The organism is Streptomyces sp. NBC_00483 (genome assembly GCF_036013745.1).
In the GTDB taxonomy this organism is placed as follows: domain Bacteria; phylum Actinomycetota; class Actinomycetes; order Streptomycetales; family Streptomycetaceae; genus Streptomyces.
Genome location: NZ_CP107880.1, coordinates 1780487 through 1796253, shown reverse-complemented (window position 1 = coordinate 1796253; position 15767 = coordinate 1780487). Strand labels below are relative to the sequence as shown.

13 protein-coding genes are annotated in these 15767 nt (G+C 70.0%); 6 read left to right on the top strand and 7 right to left on the bottom strand.

The genetic code is table 11. The features are described 5' to 3' along the window. Window positions 1-10: 10 nt before the first annotated feature. Window positions 11-1675: an AMP-binding protein gene (locus OHA73_RS07775; protein ID WP_327654637.1), complete on the top strand. Its 1665-nt coding sequence runs from the start codon at window positions 11-13 to the stop codon at window positions 1673-1675. On the opposite strand, the gene OHA73_RS07770 is transcribed toward OHA73_RS07775, so the two are convergent. The 6 genes from OHA73_RS07770 to OHA73_RS07745 all read right to left on the bottom strand — a co-directional run bounded on the left by OHA73_RS07770 (window position 1623) and on the right by OHA73_RS07745 (window position 8528). Continuing rightward, complete coding sequence (locus OHA73_RS07770; protein ID WP_266716027.1) at window positions 1623-2339, bottom strand: HAD family hydrolase; 717 nt, start codon at window positions 2337-2339, stop codon at window positions 1623-1625. The two genes, OHA73_RS07775 and OHA73_RS07770, sit on opposite strands and share 53 nt — an antisense overlap. Window positions 2340-2371: 32 nt before the next feature. Continuing rightward, window positions 2372-2857, bottom strand: a complete 486-nt coding sequence (locus tag OHA73_RS07765; protein ID WP_266716029.1) for an Lrp/AsnC family transcriptional regulator — start codon at window positions 2855-2857, stop codon at window positions 2372-2374. 54 nt (window positions 2858-2911) lie between these two features. Beyond that, window positions 2912-3475 (bottom strand): flavin reductase family protein, encoded by a 564-nt coding sequence (locus OHA73_RS07760; RefSeq protein WP_327654636.1) that lies wholly within the window; start codon window positions 3473-3475, stop codon window positions 2912-2914. Then, complete coding sequence (locus OHA73_RS07755) at window positions 3472-5670, bottom strand: tetratricopeptide repeat protein (RefSeq protein WP_327654635.1); 2199 nt, start codon at window positions 5668-5670, stop codon at window positions 3472-3474. Before OHA73_RS07755 ends, OHA73_RS07760 begins: the two co-directional genes overlap by 4 nt. After that, complete coding sequence (locus tag OHA73_RS07750; protein ID WP_327654634.1) at window positions 5667-6854, bottom strand: hypothetical protein; 1188 nt, start codon at window positions 6852-6854, stop codon at window positions 5667-5669. Before OHA73_RS07750 ends, OHA73_RS07755 begins: the two co-directional genes overlap by 4 nt. A gap of 588 nt (window positions 6855-7442) precedes the next feature. Further along, window positions 7443-8528: a LacI family DNA-binding transcriptional regulator gene (locus OHA73_RS07745; RefSeq protein WP_267071536.1), complete on the bottom strand. Its 1086-nt coding sequence runs from the start codon at window positions 8526-8528 to the stop codon at window positions 7443-7445. Between the two features lie 272 nt (window positions 8529-8800). On the opposite strand from OHA73_RS07745, the gene OHA73_RS07740 reads away from it, so the two are divergent. From OHA73_RS07740 to OHA73_RS07720, 5 genes are all read left to right on the top strand, one after another. Next, a complete protein-coding gene (locus OHA73_RS07740) occupies window positions 8801-10075 on the top strand; it encodes an extracellular solute-binding protein (protein ID WP_266716039.1) in 1275 nt (424 codons plus the stop codon). Window positions 10076-10173: 98 nt separating this feature from the next. Next, window positions 10174-11166, top strand: coding sequence for a carbohydrate ABC transporter permease (locus OHA73_RS07735; protein WP_327654633.1), 993 nt, complete (start codon window positions 10174-10176; stop codon window positions 11164-11166). Window positions 11167-11185: 19 nt separating this feature from the next. Next, on the top strand, window positions 11186-12109 hold the full coding sequence (locus tag OHA73_RS07730) for a sugar ABC transporter permease (protein ID WP_266716041.1): 924 nt from the start codon (window positions 11186-11188) through the stop codon (window positions 12107-12109). Between the two features lie 24 nt (window positions 12110-12133). Beyond that, a complete protein-coding gene (locus OHA73_RS07725; protein WP_267071538.1) occupies window positions 12134-13795 on the top strand; it encodes a glycoside hydrolase family 13 protein in 1662 nt (553 codons plus the stop codon). 72 nt (window positions 13796-13867) lie between these two features. Further along, window positions 13868-14305, top strand: a complete 438-nt coding sequence (locus OHA73_RS07720; protein WP_327654632.1) for a hypothetical protein — start codon at window positions 13868-13870, stop codon at window positions 14303-14305. 4 nt (window positions 14306-14309) lie between these two features. Here OHA73_RS07720 and OHA73_RS07715 read toward each other — a convergent pair whose 3' ends face one another. Continuing rightward, window positions 14310-15746, bottom strand: coding sequence for an alpha-amylase (locus tag OHA73_RS07715; protein WP_327654631.1), 1437 nt, complete (start codon window positions 15744-15746; stop codon window positions 14310-14312). Window positions 15747-15767: the final 21 nt, after the last annotated feature.

Genomic DNA, 15767 nt, shown 5'->3' with positions numbered 1-15767 from the left:
GAGCCGCACGTTGTCTCACGGCACGTCCACCATCGACACAGAGGCGTATCTGCGCGACCTGCGCGCCCGCCAGGACAGGTCCAGGTCCGGCCGCCAGTCGTCCGAAACCCGCCACGAGGCAGGGGAGTTGACGCTCCCCGGGCATGTGGCCCGCTCGGCCGCGCGCCATCCGGACCGGCCCGCGATCGTCACGGCGGCCGAGACCCTCAGCTACCGGCAACTCGACGACCAGAGCGCCCGGTTGGCCGGGTGGATGACCGAACAGGGCGTGCGGCCCGGCGACCGCGTCGGCGTCTTCCTGCCGAACGGGGCCCGCTTCGTCGTCGCCCTGCTCGCCGTGCTGCGCATCGGGGCGGTGCACGTGCCGGTGAACCCGATGTTCCGCGCGGCGGACCTGCGGCACGAACTGAACGACGCAGCACCGGAGTTGGTCGTCACCCGGGACGCGCTGCTGCCCGCCGTCGACGAGGCGCGCGCCGACACCCCCGTCCGCACCGTGCTGGCCGACGCCGACTGGCCGCGGGCCGTCGCCCACGAGCGCCACGAGCCCATCGCCGACGACCTCGACGCGCTCGCCGCCCTCAACTACACCGGAGGCACCACCGGACTCCCCAAGGGCTGCGAGCACACCCAGCGGCACATGGTCTACACGGCCACCGCCATCGACAACGGCCGCACAGCCACGGACGCGGAGCGCGAGCGCGGCATCGTCTCGGTCTGCTACCTGCCCATCTTCTGGATCGCCGGCGAGAACCTCGGCATCCTCGCCCCGCTCGTCTCCGGCGGCACCAGCATCCTGCTCACCCGCTGGAACGCGGCCGAGGTCCTCGACGCCATCGAGACCCACGGCGCGACCACCATGGCCGGCACCGTCGAGAACTACCTCGAACTCCTCGACCACCCCGACTTCGCGCGCCACGACCTGACGAGCCTGTCGAGCCCGCTCACCGTCTCCTTCATCCGCAAGCTCACCCCGGCCCTGCGCGCCCGGTGGAAGGAGGCCGTCGGCGAGCACAGTGTGCTGCGCGAGGCCTCGTACGGGATGACCGAGACGCACACCAGTGACACCAACACACTCGGCTTCCAGGACGGCGACCACGATCTGCTGAGCGACCCGGTGTTCTGCGGACTCCCGGTCCCAGGAACGGACTTCATGGTCGTCGACTTCACCACCGGTGAGCCACTGCCACTGGGCGAGCGGGGCGAGATCGTGGTGCGCGGCCCGTCCGTGCTCACCCGCTACTGGCGCGCGCCCGAGGCGACGGAGGCGGCGCTGCGCGACGGCTGGCTGCACACCGGGGACATCGGCGCCCTCGACGAAGAGGGGTGCCTGCACTACCTGGGCCGCGACAAGGACATGATCAAGGTGAAGGGCATGAGCGTCTTCCCGACGGAAGTGGAGACACTGCTCGCCCAGCACCCCGACGTGCTCGCCGCCGCGGTCGTCGCCGTCGACGCCCCGGACAGTGGTCAGCGTCCGTACGCGTTCGCGCGCACCGTCCCCGGATCCGCGCTCACCGGGGACACGTTGAAGGAGTGGGCGGCCGGGGCCATGGCGACGTACAAGGTCCCGCACATCGTCGAGATACTCGACGAGCTGCCGCTCACCCCCACCGGGAAGATCAGAAAGACGGAGCTGAGCGCTCGAGCCACTCGCACGCGGCCCGTGCGGTGAACTCCTCCTGACCGCCCTTGAACAGCAGGTCGGCCGTGGTGAACGCCGGGTCCTCCGCCTGCGCCGCGACATACGGCAGCGCGATGCAGCGCATGCCGGCCGCGTGCGCGGCGGCGGCCCCCGGCGCCGCGTCCTCCAGGACCACACAGTGCGAGGCCTGCGTGCCGAGCCGGTGCGCCGCCTCCAGGAACACGTCGGGCGCCGGCTTGCCGTGCTCGACCTCGTCCGCCGACACATACAGCGGCAGCTGCGCCCCGAGCCCCGTACCGGTGAGGATCGCGTCGATCGCTTCCGGGGACGAACCCGACGCGACGATCATCGGCACGCCCGCCGCGTGCAGCCGCTCGACGAACAGCCGCATCTGCGGGAAGACATGGGTGTCGGCGCGCGCGAGGTCCAGATAGCGGGCGTTCATCTCCTCGAGCAGCTCGCCGTCCGGCGCGTCGATGCCGTACTTCCGCTTCCAGACGCCGATGGTCTCCAGCGTGGAGATCCCGACGTACGTCTCGTGGTCGGCCCACGTGAAGTCCTTGACGCCCTGGCGGGCGAGGGTGGCCAGGGAGGCCCGGAAGTAGTTCGGCTCGCTGTCCACGAGGGTGCCGTCGAGATCGAAGACGATCGCGGTGTCGCGGAAGTGGTACGAGGGGTGGTTCGCGTCGCTCATGGGAACCAGGATGCAGGACCGGGGTCCCTCGATCATCCGCGCGGCTGCCCCGCCGCCTTCCCGATCGCCTCGACCAACGGCAGCAGCCGGTGCGGGACGCGCTCGCGCAGCGCCACCTCGGTACGGGTGCGGACCACGCCGGGCAGGCGGTTGAGCTGCTGGATCACATCCTCCAGATGCTCGGCGTCGCGCGCCGCCACGCGGGCGAGGAGATCGCCGCCGCCCGTGGTGGAGTACGCCTCGATGATCTCCGGCACCCCGGCGAGCTCGTCCCCGACGTCCCCCAGGTGGCCCTGCGTCGTCTCGATGTGCACGAAGGCGAGCACCGGGTGGCCGAGGGCCGCGGGGGAGAGGGACGGCTGCACGCCCGTGATGACACCGTCCCGCTCCATCCGGTCGAGCCTGGCCTGCAACGTGCCGCGGGCCACGCCGAGGATCCGGGCGTACTCGCGCATGCTCGTGCGGGGCTGTTCCAGGAGGAGCCGCAGGATGCGGGTGTCGAGCTGGTCCACTGCCATGGGCGTCGGGCTCCTTCGGTGGCGCGGCGGAACGCCGCCGACTGTACCAATGGCTCAGTGCCGGGCGCCGGTCGTGCCGGTGGTGCCTGTCGCGCCGGTCGTGCTCGGCGGCCTCGGGAGGTCGACGAACGTCCCGGCGTGGTGCACCAGCGGCCCGGCCTCCGTGACCCGGTCCGCCCGCACCACGAGCCCGATGAGCAGGGCGTGGTCGCCCACCGGGCGCATGCTGACCGGCGTGAGTACGAAGCGGGCCAGTACGCCGTCCAGGGCGGGCAGGCCCAGCGGGTCGCGGTGCCAGGAGGTGCCCGGCCCGAAGCGGGCATGGCGCGGGCCCGCGAAGGCCCGTGCCACCTCCTCCTGACCGGCCGCGAGCAGCTGCACCATCACATGCGTCGCGCCCCGCACCGCCTCCCACGAACCCGACCGCAGGCCCACCGTGAACGACAGGAGCGGCGGGTCGAGGGAGAGCGAGGCGAGCGAGGTGACGCAGAACCCGGCGGGCCGCTCCCCGCCGACGGTGACCACGGCGACCCCCTTGGCATGGCGCCGCAGCGCGGACCGTACGAGGTCGGGCTCGGCCGCTTCGACGCCCGGCGGGCTCGTCGCCTCGGCGGTCACGCCGCGCCCTCCCGCAGCGCGGCCCCGGCGCGGGCGTGGATCTCCTCGGCGTGCGGGGAGGCGCCGCCGCGGTCGTACGCGGCCAGGTGGGCGCGCCAGTCCGTGAGCGCCCCGGACGGGTCGTCGAGGGCGAAGCGGCTGACGCCCCGCAGGTACAGCAGCTCCGGGTCGGGCACGCCGCCGGCCGAGGCCATCGCACGGTCCAGGTCGGCGGCCGCGCGCCGGTGCTGGCCGAGGGACTGGAGCGCCACGGCCCGGTTGGCCCGCAGCTCCGCGTCGTCGTCGAGCGCGAGGGCCGCGTCCAGGTCGGCGACGGCCTCGGCGGGGCGGCCCGCGTCGAAGGCGAGGACGGCCCGGTTCGCCCAGGCGGCGAGGCAGCGCGGGTCCGCCTTCAGCGCCGCCGAATAGCTCTCGTACGCGGCTCCGGTGTCGCCCAGTTCGGAGTGCAACGCGCCCTGTGTAGCGAGGAATTGGGAGTTGTCCGGCGCGATGTCCAGGCCGTGGTCGATGTCCGCGCGGGCCCGGTCGAAGTCGCCGCGCTCCAGGGACAGGTTCGCGCGGTGCAGCAGTGAGTCGAGGTGGTCCGGCTCGATGGAGAGGGCGTGGTCCAGATCGCGCAGCGCGCCCGCGTCGTCGCCCAACTCCCGCAGCAGATCGGCCCGGTTGAAGTGCGCCTCGTAGAACGGCGGTGTGAGACGGATCGCGGTCGCGTAGTCGGCGAGCGCCTCGTGGGTCCCGCCGAGCGCGCGGTGCTGGGCGGCCCGCTCGAAGTAGTAGTCGCCGTAGTCCGGGTCGCGGCGGATCACCTCGTCGTAGTCGGCCAGCGAAGCGGTGTGGTCGCCGCGCGCGCCGCGTACCTGCGCCCGGTTGTACAACAGGACGGAGCGGTGCAGGAGTTGCTCGTCCGGGCCGAAGTCGGCGTCCGTGATCGCCATCGCCTCCTCGACCAGGGCGAGCGAACCGTCGGCGTTGCCGCGGTGCAGCTCGACCAGGGCCCGTGCGTTGCGCATGAACGCCCGCACCAGGACCCGCTTGTGCGGATCGGGGTGCACGTCCGCGATCGCGATCGCCGTGTTCACCCAGGCCAGCGCGAGGTCCTCGTCGTGCGCGTCCTTCGGCAGGAACCGGGTGTACAGCATCGCCATGAGGTACGCGGTGCCCATGTGCGCGTCCTGCGAGGTGGAGCCGCGCCGCATCTCCTCGAAGTACGCGAACGCGTCCGCGCCGCGCCCCAGATAGCACAGGCAGGCGCCGGTCTTGTGTGTCAGGTTCCAGTACGTACGGTCGGGCTCGACGCCGGTCAGCAGCGCCCGGCCGCGTTCGGCGAGGTCGACGACCGCCTCGTAGAACCCTTTGTTGAAGCAGGCGTTGACGGCGTGGACGATCGCCTCGACGCCCGCGCCCCGCGGGTCCGTGCCGTGCTCCAGGTGGTACGGGATCGCCCCGAGTCGCAGTGTCGGCTCGTCCCGCCCGGCGAGCAGTTCGGCGCGTGCGGTGTGCCGGCGGGCCCGCTCGGCGGCGGGCAGTGCTTCGTAGGCCCTGAGCAGGCGGGCGTCGTCGCTGGTGCCGTCGCTGTCGATGTAGCGTTGCGCGAGGTCCGTGTCGGGCAGCAACTCCGCGTCCACGAAGGGGAGTCGGGGGACCCGGTGGGTGTGTGCGGCGAGCGCCTTGCCGAGCAGGTCGTCGGACGCCCCCGCGCCGTCGACGACCACGGTCAGGGTGGCGGGATCGCAGCGCCGCAGCAGCACGGCCACCAGATCGCGGTCCGTGGGATCGGCCTCGTCCAGGCCACGGAAGGCGAGGGTGAGGCCGCGCGGGTGGGCCGACCGCGCCCAGTCCATGAGGAGTTCGGCCACGCCGTGCGCGATGCGCAGGGCGCGGGGCGCCGGATAGAAGCGGGTGCGCTCCTTGGCGTCGGCGAGGTTGGTGAGGGTCTGCGGCGGCGTCGGCACGATCTCCATCAGCTCCGGGGCGATCGACTCCACTTCGGCCGCCCGTGCCGAAGCCACCAACTCGCTGTCCTGTGCGACCAGTTGGGGTACGGCCTGGTGGAGGAGGAAGTGCGCGGCGGTGAACGGGCCGCGTAACCGGCGGTGGCAGGCGACCTCCAGGGACGGGGACGGTGGTGACTCGGCGGCGGTGGTGTCCGCGGTGGCGTCGAACCACCAGTGGTGTGTCGACAGGTGAGAGGTCATGTCAGGGCTCCTTGAGGTGAGTTGGTACGGGACCGGTTCCGTCGGTCCCGCAGCGTGACGTGGACGAGCAGCCCGATCTGCAGGCCGGACAGGAGCAGGAAGCCCGCCGCGTCGACCAGGTCCCAGAACGGGGTGTGCGGGTCGCCGAGCCGGTCGGCGACCGTCGTCCAGAAGCGTGTGGCGGTCGGGATCCCGGCCCAGGCCAGCGAAGCCAGCGAGAACCCGTATCCGGCGCAGAGCAGCGGTGCGTACCAGCGGGCCACGGCGCGGTCGCGCCGCGACCACTCGGTGTCCGCCGTCGGCGGCGCGAGCCGCAGTACCTTGCGGAACCCGGTACGGACCCGGAACCGCGACGCATTCTGCAGATCCGTACATCCGGTGGCGGTCGTCACCACGTAATAGATGTCCGTCTCCAAATAGAACAGGAATTGCCAGATGAGACGCAGGACACAGGTGAAGGCGACAGCAAGACAGAGTTTGTGAATCCACGACGGAATTGCGTTTGTGTCAAGCGCGAGCGAAAGCAGCGTGAACCCGCAGAGCAGAACAACATCCGCCAACATGCCCGCGCAGAAGACCAGATAGCGTTTCCTGCGCTCCACGCTGAGCAGCGAATCGAGCCGCGTCTCCGCGACGATGTAGTAGAGCCTGCGTCCGATCCCGAGCGTGGACGGCAGGCCGAGCCGCCGCGCGGCGAGCGCGTGGAACGCCTCGTGCACGACGATGCACGGCAGCGCGAGCGCGAAGACGGTCAGCGGGATGAGCGTCAGATAGTGCGTGAAGAACACCTGGTGGTACGAGGGCCGCAGCCCGGGCTCGCGCACCATCATGGCGACCGCGGCCGCCACCAGGACGCCGTACGCGACCCAGGCCGGCCAGGAGAACAACGCTCTGCCGAGCCCCTGCCTGCGCACCCGCCGCGGCTCCGCGACCGGCTCGCCGGTGTACAGGAAACCGAGGTCGGCGAGGGTTTCCAGGAAGTCGTCCATGTCGAGCGGGTCGCCGCACGTGCGCTCGTACCAGTCCCCGACCTCGCCGACGGACGCCCCGTCGGCGAACATCCGCAGCGCCTGTGCCCCCTCCTCGGGGAACACCGCGTACGAACCGGTGTCGGGCCGGCCGACCATCACGCCGTCGTCCTCGGCGACCATCGTGAGCCGGTGCAGACGAACGGTGTCGTTCATCCGGCACACCCCCCTTGTAGGAGATGGAAGTCAGGTGGCCGGGGCCGGACCCCGAAGGCGGTCCGGCCCCGGCCGAGGAGGCGCAAATTACGCGGCGTCGCCGCAGAGGTAGTAGCAGGCCGTGGTCAGACGGATGGGCCCTGCCTTGCGGACAGAAATCTTCTTCATGGTGTTCCCCCTTCCGGGGCATCGGAGTTGTGGCGAATTCCGGAATCGCGGTGCTGGAGCAAGCTTTGACATGCGAATTCGGGCATGTCAACGCGGAATTGAAGCATCCGTACATAACTTCCGGAACTGTTTTCGCGGCCGCTTTCCCGCTGTTTTCGGGCAGGGGGAAGCGGCACTCCTCACACGGGGAAAAAAGAAAGCAGAGTTCACTTGGTAAGCAAGGAGAAGAGATCGAAACGGGCGCGGCGCCCTCGGCCGTCCGCGCCACCCGTGATCAGCGGTGCGCTCTGCGTGCCATCCGTACCTCCCGCACGGCCCCCGTAGTAGCCCGGTGCGCCCCGGGCTCAGTGCAGGATACGGAGCGGGGCGCCGCAGCGTTCAGCGCTTTGTGCCTTGCGGTCAGTGCTTTGTGCCTCGCGGTCAGCGCCGAGCCACGATGTTGGGCCCCGACGCCGTCGACCCCCGAACCACCAGCTCCGGCATGAACACGAACTCCGTGTGCGGCGCGGGAGTCCCACCGATCTCCTCGAGAACCGTGCGGACCGCTGCCTGCCCCATCGCCTGCACCGGCTTGCGGATCGTCGTGAGCGGCGGATCGGTGAACGCGATGAGCGGGGAGTCGTCGAACCCGACCACCGAAATGTCGTCCGGTACCTCGAGCCCCCGCTGCCGCGCCGCCCGGATCGCGCCGAGCGCCATCATGTCGCTGGCGCACACGATCGCCGTGCAGCCGCGGTCCATCAGGTCGCAGGCCGCGGCCTGCCCGCCCTCCAGTGTGTACAGGGAGTGCTGGACGAACTCGCGCTCGATGTCGTCGGGGGAGAGGTCGAACCGGTCCCGCATCGCCCGCACGAAGCCCTCGATCTTCCGCTGCACCGGCACGAACCGCTTCGGCCCCAGCGCCAGACCGATCCGCGTGTGGCCCAGCGAGCCGAGGTGGGTGACCGCCAATTGCATGGCCGCCCGGTCGTCCGGCGAGATGAACGGCGCCCGCACCTGCGGCGAGAACCCGTCCACGAGCACGAACGGCACACCCTGCGCCCGGAGTTGCTCGTAGCGCCGCATGTCCGCGGTGGTGTCCGCGTGCAGTCCCGACACGTAGATGATGCCGGTGACACCACGGTCGACGAGCATCTCCGTCAGCTCGTCCTCGGTCGAGCCGCCGGGGGTCTGTGTCGCGAGGACGGGTGTGTAGCCCTGGCGGGTCAGGGCCTGGCCGATGACCTGGGCGAGCGCCGGGAAGATCGGGTTCTCCAGCTCCGGCGTGATCAGGCCGACGAGCCCCTCGCTGCGCCGGCGCAGCCGCACCGGCCGTTCGTAGCCGAGCACGTCGAGCGCGGCGAGGACCGACTGGCGGGTGGCCGCGGCGACGCCCGGCTTGCTGTTGAGGACCCGGCTCACCGTCGCCTCGCTCACCCCCGCCTGCGCCGCGATGTCGGCGAGGCGCGCGGTCGCGGGCGGGGCCGGGACCGCCTTGCGGGCGGCCTGGGCGGGCAGCTGGGTCATCGCACTCCTTGTGGGGGCCAAGAGCTGGGGGAGCTGGCAAGAGTCCCGATGATCCCTGTGACACCGCCCCGTGGCAAGAGCTTGCAGACCCTTGCAGTGCCACATAAGCCCATGTAACGGGCGATAACCACCCGGGGAGTGCCGCAACTTGGAGGTCACGAAGCCGTAACCTCCCCTCATCTCTGCAATATTTTTCAGCAAGGTCTTTCCTCGGGCTTGCAGCGCTGTTACGTTCACGTCGCCCAGTCGGGCCCAACCCTCTAGGAGTTCTCATGCGGCGTGGCATTGTGGCCACCGCGGTGGTGGCGTCCCTCGCACTCGCGGCGACGGCCTGCGGTGGAAGTGACGACAGCGGCGACAAGGCGTCGGGCCCGGTCACCATCACGTGGTGGGACACGTCGAACGCGACCAACGAGGCCCCCACGTACCGGCAGTTGGCCAAGGACTTCACCAAGGCCAACCCGGACATCAAGGTCAAGTACGTCAACGTGCCCTTCGACCAGGCGCAGAACAAGTTCGACACGGCGGCCGGCGCGAGCGGCGCCCCCGACGTGCTGCGCGCCGAGGTCGGCTGGACCCCGGCGTTCGCCAAGAAGAGCTACCTGCTGCCGCTCGACGGCACCGAGGCACTCGCCGACAAGGACAAGTTCCAGGCGTCCCTCATCAAGCAGGCCCAGTTCGACGGGAAGACCTACGGCGTCCCGCTCGTCACCGACACCCTCGCCTTCGTCTACAACAAGGCCCTCTTCAAGAAGGCGGGCATCACCGAAGCGCCCACCAGCTGGGACCAGTTGAAGAAGGACGCGGCCAAGGTGAAGGCCGAGACCGGCGCCGACGGCTTCTGGGGCTCCACGGCCGGCTACTACGCCGAGCCGTTCCTGATGGGCGAGGGCACCGACACCGTCGACCCCGCGGGCAAGAAGATCACCATCGGCTCCGCCGCCGCCAAGAAGGGCCTCACCACCTGGAAGGGCCTGTTCAGCGGCAAGGGCCTGCACAAGGCCGACGCCACCGCCGACGCGTACGCGCACATCCAGGACGCGTTCGTGAACGGCAAGGTCGCTTCGACCATCCAGGGCCCGTGGGAGATCACCAACTTCTACAAGGGCTCCGCGTTCAAGGACAAGAAGAACCTGGGCATCGCCACCGTCCCGGCAGGATCCGGCGGCAAGCCGGGCGCCCCGACGGGCGGCCACAACCTGTCCCTGTACGCGGGTTCGGACAAGGCCCACCAGGAGGCCTCGCTGAAGTTCGTGAAGTGGATGACGTCGGCGAAGACGCAGGAGCAGGTCGCCCTGAAGAACGCGACGCTGCCCACCCGCCAGGACGCGTACACCGCGAAGGTCACCGCCGACCCCGGCATCGCCGGCTACCAGAAGGTGCTCGGCAGCGCGCAGCCGCGCCCGGAGCTGCCCGAGTACAGCTCGCTGTGGACGCCGATGGACCAGGAGCTGCCGAAGGTCGCCACCGGCAAGGAGTCCCTGGACCAGGGCGTGAGCAGCCTGGAGACCTCGTTCGCCAAGCTGCTGCCCGGCTTCTCCAAGTGACCTGCTAGCAAACGCCGGTTCGCGCCCCGGAGGGGTGGGCGCGAACCGGCACAGCCCTGTCACAGCCCTGCCGCAGCTCGATTCAGAAGGTGCCCCGCATGACCCTTGCCGTCGACCGCCCGGCCGCGAAGAAGCGCGCGCCGCGCCCAGGCCCGATCCGGCGCTTCAAGGACTCGTACCGCAAGTACTGGTACGCGTACGCGATGATCACCCCGGTGGTCGTCGTCCTAGGTGTCCTCGTTGTCTACCCGCTGGTGCGCGGCTTCTACCTGACGCTCACAGACGCCAACAGCCTCAACTCGGCCCGTACCATCGGCGTCAACCAGATCGAGGCCACCTACAAGTTCGTCGGCCTCGACAACTACGCCGACATCCTGTGGGGCCCCTCCTCGTACGACCGCTTCTGGTCGCACTTCGTGTGGACCATCGCATGGACGGCGATCTGCGTCGCCCTGCACTACTGCATCGGGCTCGGCCTCGCGCTGCTCCTCAACGAGAAGCTGCGCGGACGCACCATCTACCGGCTGCTGCTGATCCTGCCGTGGGCGGTCCCGACCTTCGTCACCGTCTTCGCGTGGCGCATCATGCTCGCCGACTCCGGGATCATCAACGTGGCCCTCGGCTCGCTGCATCTGCCGCAGCCGAGCTGGCTGGAGGACCCGACCTTTCAGCGGATCGCCGCGATCCTCGTCAACACGTGGTGCGGTGTGCCGTTCATGATGATCTCGCTGCTCGGCGGGCTCCAGTCCATCGACGGGTCGCTGTACGAGGCCGCCGAGATGGACGGCGCGACGGCCTGGCAGCGCTTCAGGCACATCACGCTGCCGGGCCTCAGGCCGGTCAGCTCGACCGTCGTCCTGCTCGGCATCATCTGGACGTTCAACCAGTTCGCGATCATCTTCCTGCTCTTCGGCAACACGGCACCGGACGCGCAGATCCTCGTCACCTGGGCCTACCGGCTCGGCTTCGGGCAGCAGCCGCGCGACTTCGCGCAGTCCGCCGCGTACGGGGTGCTGCTCCTGTCGATCCTCACCGTCTTCACGTCCTTCTACTACCGCTGGCTGAAGCGCAATGAGCAGCTCGCCCTCTGACGCCGCAGGAGCCGACATCATGAGCACCACGACCACCCGCTCCGCGTCGCGGATCCCCGCACAGCGATCCGCGACCGACGGCGCTGCCGCGAAGAACCGGCGCGTACGCAGGCGTGGCGAGCGCAGCCCGCTCGCGAAGGCCCTCACGCACGGCATCCTCGCCGTGGCGAGCCTCATCGCGCTGTTCCCCGTCGTCTGGCTGACGTATCTGTCGCTGGGGCCCGACAAGGACGACTATCTGCACCCGGGCAACATCCTCAGCAAGGCGACCCTCGACAATTACAGTTACGTCCTGGAGCACACCCAGTTCTTCTACTGGGCGGCGTCGACGCTGATCGTGGCGCTCGGCACCACGCTCGTCGGCGTGCTGTTCGCGGCGACCACCGGCTACGCCGTCTCCCGTATGCGCTTCCCCGGCTACCGCCCGCTGATGTGGATGCTGCTGCTCACGCAGGCCTTCCCGATCGCCGTGCTGATCGTGCCCATCTACGAGATCTTCTCGGAACTCGGCCTGATCGACACCTACCAGGGCCTCATCCTCATCAACTGCACGACGATCGTGCCGTACTGCACCTGGCTGCTGAAGGGCTACTTCGACACCATCCCCGGCGAGATCGACGAGGCGGGCCGGATCGACGGGCTCAGCCCGTTCGGCACCTTCTGGCGCCTCATCCTGCCGCTCGCTAAGCCGGGCATCGCGGTCGCCGCGTTCTACGCCTTCATCACGGCGTTCGCCGAGGTCGCCTTCGCCAACACCTTCATGCTCAGTGACACCAAGTACACCTTCGCGATCGGCCTGTCGAGCTTCGTCAGCGAGCACGACGCGCAGTGGAACCTGATGGCGGCGACCGCGGTGTTGATCGCCATCCCGGTGACCGCTTTCTTCTACCTTGTCCAGAAGCACCTGGTCACCGGCCTGACCGCCGGCGGGACCAAGGGCTGAACCCGGCTACGCAGCAAGGACATCATGAGCCAGCACTCCACGGACGAGCCGGTGGCCGCCGCCACCACGACCCGCCAGGCCACCGACTGGTGGCGGGACGCGGTCATCTACCAGGTCTATCCGCGCAGCTTCGCGGACAGCGACGGCGATGGCACCGGTGACCTCGAAGGCATCCGCCGACGCCTGCCGCACCTGCGCGAGTTGGGCGTGGACGCGGTGTGGCTGTCCCCGTTCTACGCCTCGCCGCAGGCCGACGGCGGCTACGACGTCGCCGACTACCGGGCCGTCGACCCCATGTACGGCACCCTGCTCGACGCCGACGCGGTGATCCGCGACGCGCACGCCCTGGACCTGCGCATCATCGTCGACCTGGTCCCCAACCACTCCTCCGACCAGCACGAGTGGTTCAAGCGGGCCGTCGCGGACGGCCCCGGATCGCCGCTGCGCGACCGCTACCACTTCCGCGCCGGCAAGGGCGCGGGCGGTGAACTCCCGCCCAACGACTGGGAGTCCATCTTCGGCGGCCCCGCCTGGACCCGGCTCCCGGACGGCGAGTGGTACCTGCACCTCTTCGCGCCCGAGCAGCCCGACCTCAACTGGGAACACCCGGCGGTCGCCGACGAGTTCCGCTCCATCCTGCGCTTCTGGCTGGACATGGGCGTCGACGGATTCCGCGTCGACGTCGCGCACGGCCTCGTCAAGGCGGAGGGACTGCCGGACCTCGGCGGCGGTGAGCAGCTGAAGCTCCTCGGCAACGACGTGATGCCGTTCTTCGACCAGGACGGCGTACACGAGATCTACCGCTCCTGGCGCACGATCCTCGACGAGTACGACGGCGAGCGCATCTTCGTCGCCGAGGCGTGGACCCCGACGGTCGAGCGCACCGCGAACTACGTCCGTCCCGACGAGCTGCACCAGGCCTTCAACTTCCAGTACCTGGGCGCCCCTTGGGATGCCGAGGGCCTGCGCGAGATCATCGACAGCTCGCTCGACGCGATGCGCCCCGTCGGCGCCCCCGCCACCTGGGTCCTCTCCAACCACGACGTCACCCGGCACGCCACCCGCTACGCCAACCCGCCCGGCGGCACCCAGATCCGCACCCCCGGCGACCGCGAACTCGGCCTGCGCCGCGCCCGCGCCGCCACCCTGCTGATGCTCGCCCTGCCCGGCTCGGCGTACATCTACCAGGGCGAGGAGCTCGGCCTCCCGGACGTCACGGACCTGCCCGACGAGGTCCGCCAGGACCCCTCGTACTTCCGCGCCGAGGGCCAGGACGGCTTCCGTGACGGCTGCCGGGTGCCGATCCCGTGGACGCGCGACGGATCCTCGTACGGCTTCGGTGACGGCGGCAGCTGGCTCCCGCAGCCCGACACCTGGGGGGAGTTGAGCGTCGAGGCGCAGACCGGCGACCCGGACTCGACCCTGGAGATGTACCGCTCGGCTCTCGCGCTGCGCCGGACCACGCCGGGCCTCGGCGCCGGCGACGGTGTGAAGTGGCACGGGGACGCCCCGCAGGGCGTGCTCCACTTCGAGCGCTCCGGCTTCGCCTGCACGGTCAACACCACGGGCGCCGCGGTCCGCATCCCCGCCCCGGGCGACGTACTGCTCGCGTCCGCGCCGGTGGAGGTGGCCGACGGTCACGTAGAACTGCCCGCCGACACGACGGTGTGGTGGGAGATCGCCTGACCCCCGACACGGCACCAGTAAGGGGCGGCACCCGGCCGGGTGCCGCCCCTGCGGCATAGGCTCCCCGATGTGATGTCACAGGGGAGGGGCGGCCGGGTGTCGGGCGCCCGCTGGGCCGTGCGGGCTGCGGTGTGGGCGCTGGTGCTCGTCTCCTTCGCGCTGCCGCTGCGCCATGGGTTGGTGGCGACACGTGCGTACGTGGACGGGTACTGGGCCACGGCGAACGAGCAGGCGGAGAACAGTGACACCTTCGTGTGGAGGTCGCCGCACGGAGAGGCCGTGCACGGAATCGTGCACGGCCTCGGGGAGGAGGGGTACTACGACGAGGCGCTCGAACCGGGGCAGACGCTCGGCCCGCTGCGCATCTGGGTCTCCGCCTCCGGTACGGCACATGTGGACGAGGCACCACCCGAGAATGCGATGGTGTTCGGCTACGGCGCCGCGCTCGCCGTCGCGGGCGCGACCGCCTACGTGATGTGGGCGATGCGGCGCGCCCGCGACCCGCGCTGAGTGGCTACGACGACGTGTGGAACGCCACCGCGCCCTTGGCAGGCACCTTGAGCTCCACCTTGCCGCCGGTGACCGTCACCGAGCCCTCGCCGACGACATTGTCGTACGTGCCGTCGGGCACGCTCGTCGTGTACGTGTGCGTGTTCTCGGCGGACGAGTTGTTGATGGCGACGAAGCCGGCGTCGCCGCGACCGAAGCCGATCACGTTCGAGGCCGGTGACTGCCAGTCCGCCACCGCCTTGCCGGTCGCCGCGTTGTGCCAGCCCACCATGCCGGTGATCGCCTTGTCGCGGTCCAGGCACGACCAGGCGCCCGAGCAGTCGGTGCCGGTGACCATGCCGCTGCCGTTGTTCGGCGGCGCCTCGTCGCTCTGGTTGAACTTCCATGCCGCGTAGACCGAGGGCCGCCCGTAGCCACGCGCCAGCTGGAAGACGTTGGCGAGGGTGGCGGTCGCGCCGTCCTTGTAGCTGAGCGTGTAGCCGTTGCGCTCGGTGTCGTGGTTGGTGACGAAGCTGTTGGAGTGCTCCTCGTCGGCCAGGCCCCAACTACTGCCGAACGACGACAGGTTGGCGATGTCACCACCGCCGAACTGTGACTTCATGGCGGCCGCGTACGTGAAGTCGAGGACGTCACCGTTGCCGTAGTAGTCGCCTGTCGCGGGCGGTGTGCCCGGATACACCTCCTGTGTGATGTACGGGGCGTCGCCCGACGTGGTCGTGTGCAGCGCGCCTACGATCGCGTTGAGGTCGCCGGTCTCGATGTGCTTCGCGGCGTCGACGCGGAACCCGTCGACGCCCAGGTCGATCTGCTTGTTGAGGAACCCGGTGATCTTCTCGCGGACGCCCGACTCGGACGTGTCCAGGTCGGGCAGGCCGAGCAGCTCGCAGTGCTGTACCTCGTGCTGGTCAGACCAGTTGGAGATGGTCTTCGTGCAGTCGTCGCTGTCGGCCGGGTCGAAGTCCGGGGTGTCGTACTTGTTGGAGATGGCGGTGCCGGCGTAGCCGGTGCCGGTCTGCGCCGCCGTGTGGTTGATCACGGCGTCCGTGTAGACCTCGATGCCGGCCGAATGGCAGGTGTCGACCATGGACTTGAAGTCGCTCGCGCTGCCGAAGCGGCTGTCGAGCTTGTACGAGTACGGCTGGTAGACGTCCCACCAGAAGAGGTCGGCCTGCTTGAGGGACTCCTGGGGAGGAGCGACCTGGACGGCGCCGTAGCCGGCCGGGTCGAGGGTGTCGGTGCACTCCTTGGCGACCGAAGTCCAGTTCCACTGCCACAGGTTGGCGATGACATCACCGTTGGGTGTGCCGGTGTCGGCGGCGGTCGCGGTCGGGGCGGGCAGGGTCACCATGCCGCCGAGGGTGAGGGCGCCGAGGGCCACAGCGGTGGCGGTGCGGCGGCGCCGACGAGGGCTTTTGGGTGTGAGGGATGTGTCGTGCTGCATGTGCGGCTCCTGAATGTGGGG

Coding starts and splice junctions, on each gene's coding strand:
- OHA73_RS07740 (WP_266716039.1), top strand. CDS start 8,801: ATGCGGCGTGGCATTGTGGCCACCGCGGTGGTGGCGTCCCTCGCACTC.
- OHA73_RS07770 (WP_266716027.1), bottom strand. CDS start 2,339: ATGAGCGACGCGAACCACCCCTCGTACCACTTCCGCGACACCGCGATC.
- OHA73_RS07725 (WP_267071538.1), top strand. CDS start 12,134: ATGAGCCAGCACTCCACGGACGAGCCGGTGGCCGCCGCCACCACGACC.
- OHA73_RS07735 (WP_327654633.1), top strand. CDS start 10,174: ATGACCCTTGCCGTCGACCGCCCGGCCGCGAAGAAGCGCGCGCCGCGC.
- OHA73_RS07715 (WP_327654631.1), bottom strand. CDS start 15,746: ATGCAGCACGACACATCCCTCACACCCAAAAGCCCTCGTCGGCGCCGC.
- OHA73_RS07750 (WP_327654634.1), bottom strand. CDS start 6,854: ATGAACGACACCGTTCGTCTGCACCGGCTCACGATGGTCGCCGAGGAC.
- OHA73_RS07765 (WP_266716029.1), bottom strand. CDS start 2,857: ATGGCAGTGGACCAGCTCGACACCCGCATCCTGCGGCTCCTCCTGGAA.
- OHA73_RS07720 (WP_327654632.1), top strand. CDS start 13,868: ATGTCACAGGGGAGGGGCGGCCGGGTGTCGGGCGCCCGCTGGGCCGTG.
- OHA73_RS07730 (WP_266716041.1), top strand. CDS start 11,186: ATGAGCACCACGACCACCCGCTCCGCGTCGCGGATCCCCGCACAGCGA.
- OHA73_RS07745 (WP_267071536.1), bottom strand. CDS start 8,528: ATGACCCAGCTGCCCGCCCAGGCCGCCCGCAAGGCGGTCCCGGCCCCG.
- OHA73_RS07755 (WP_327654635.1), bottom strand. CDS start 5,670: ATGACCTCTCACCTGTCGACACACCACTGGTGGTTCGACGCCACCGCG.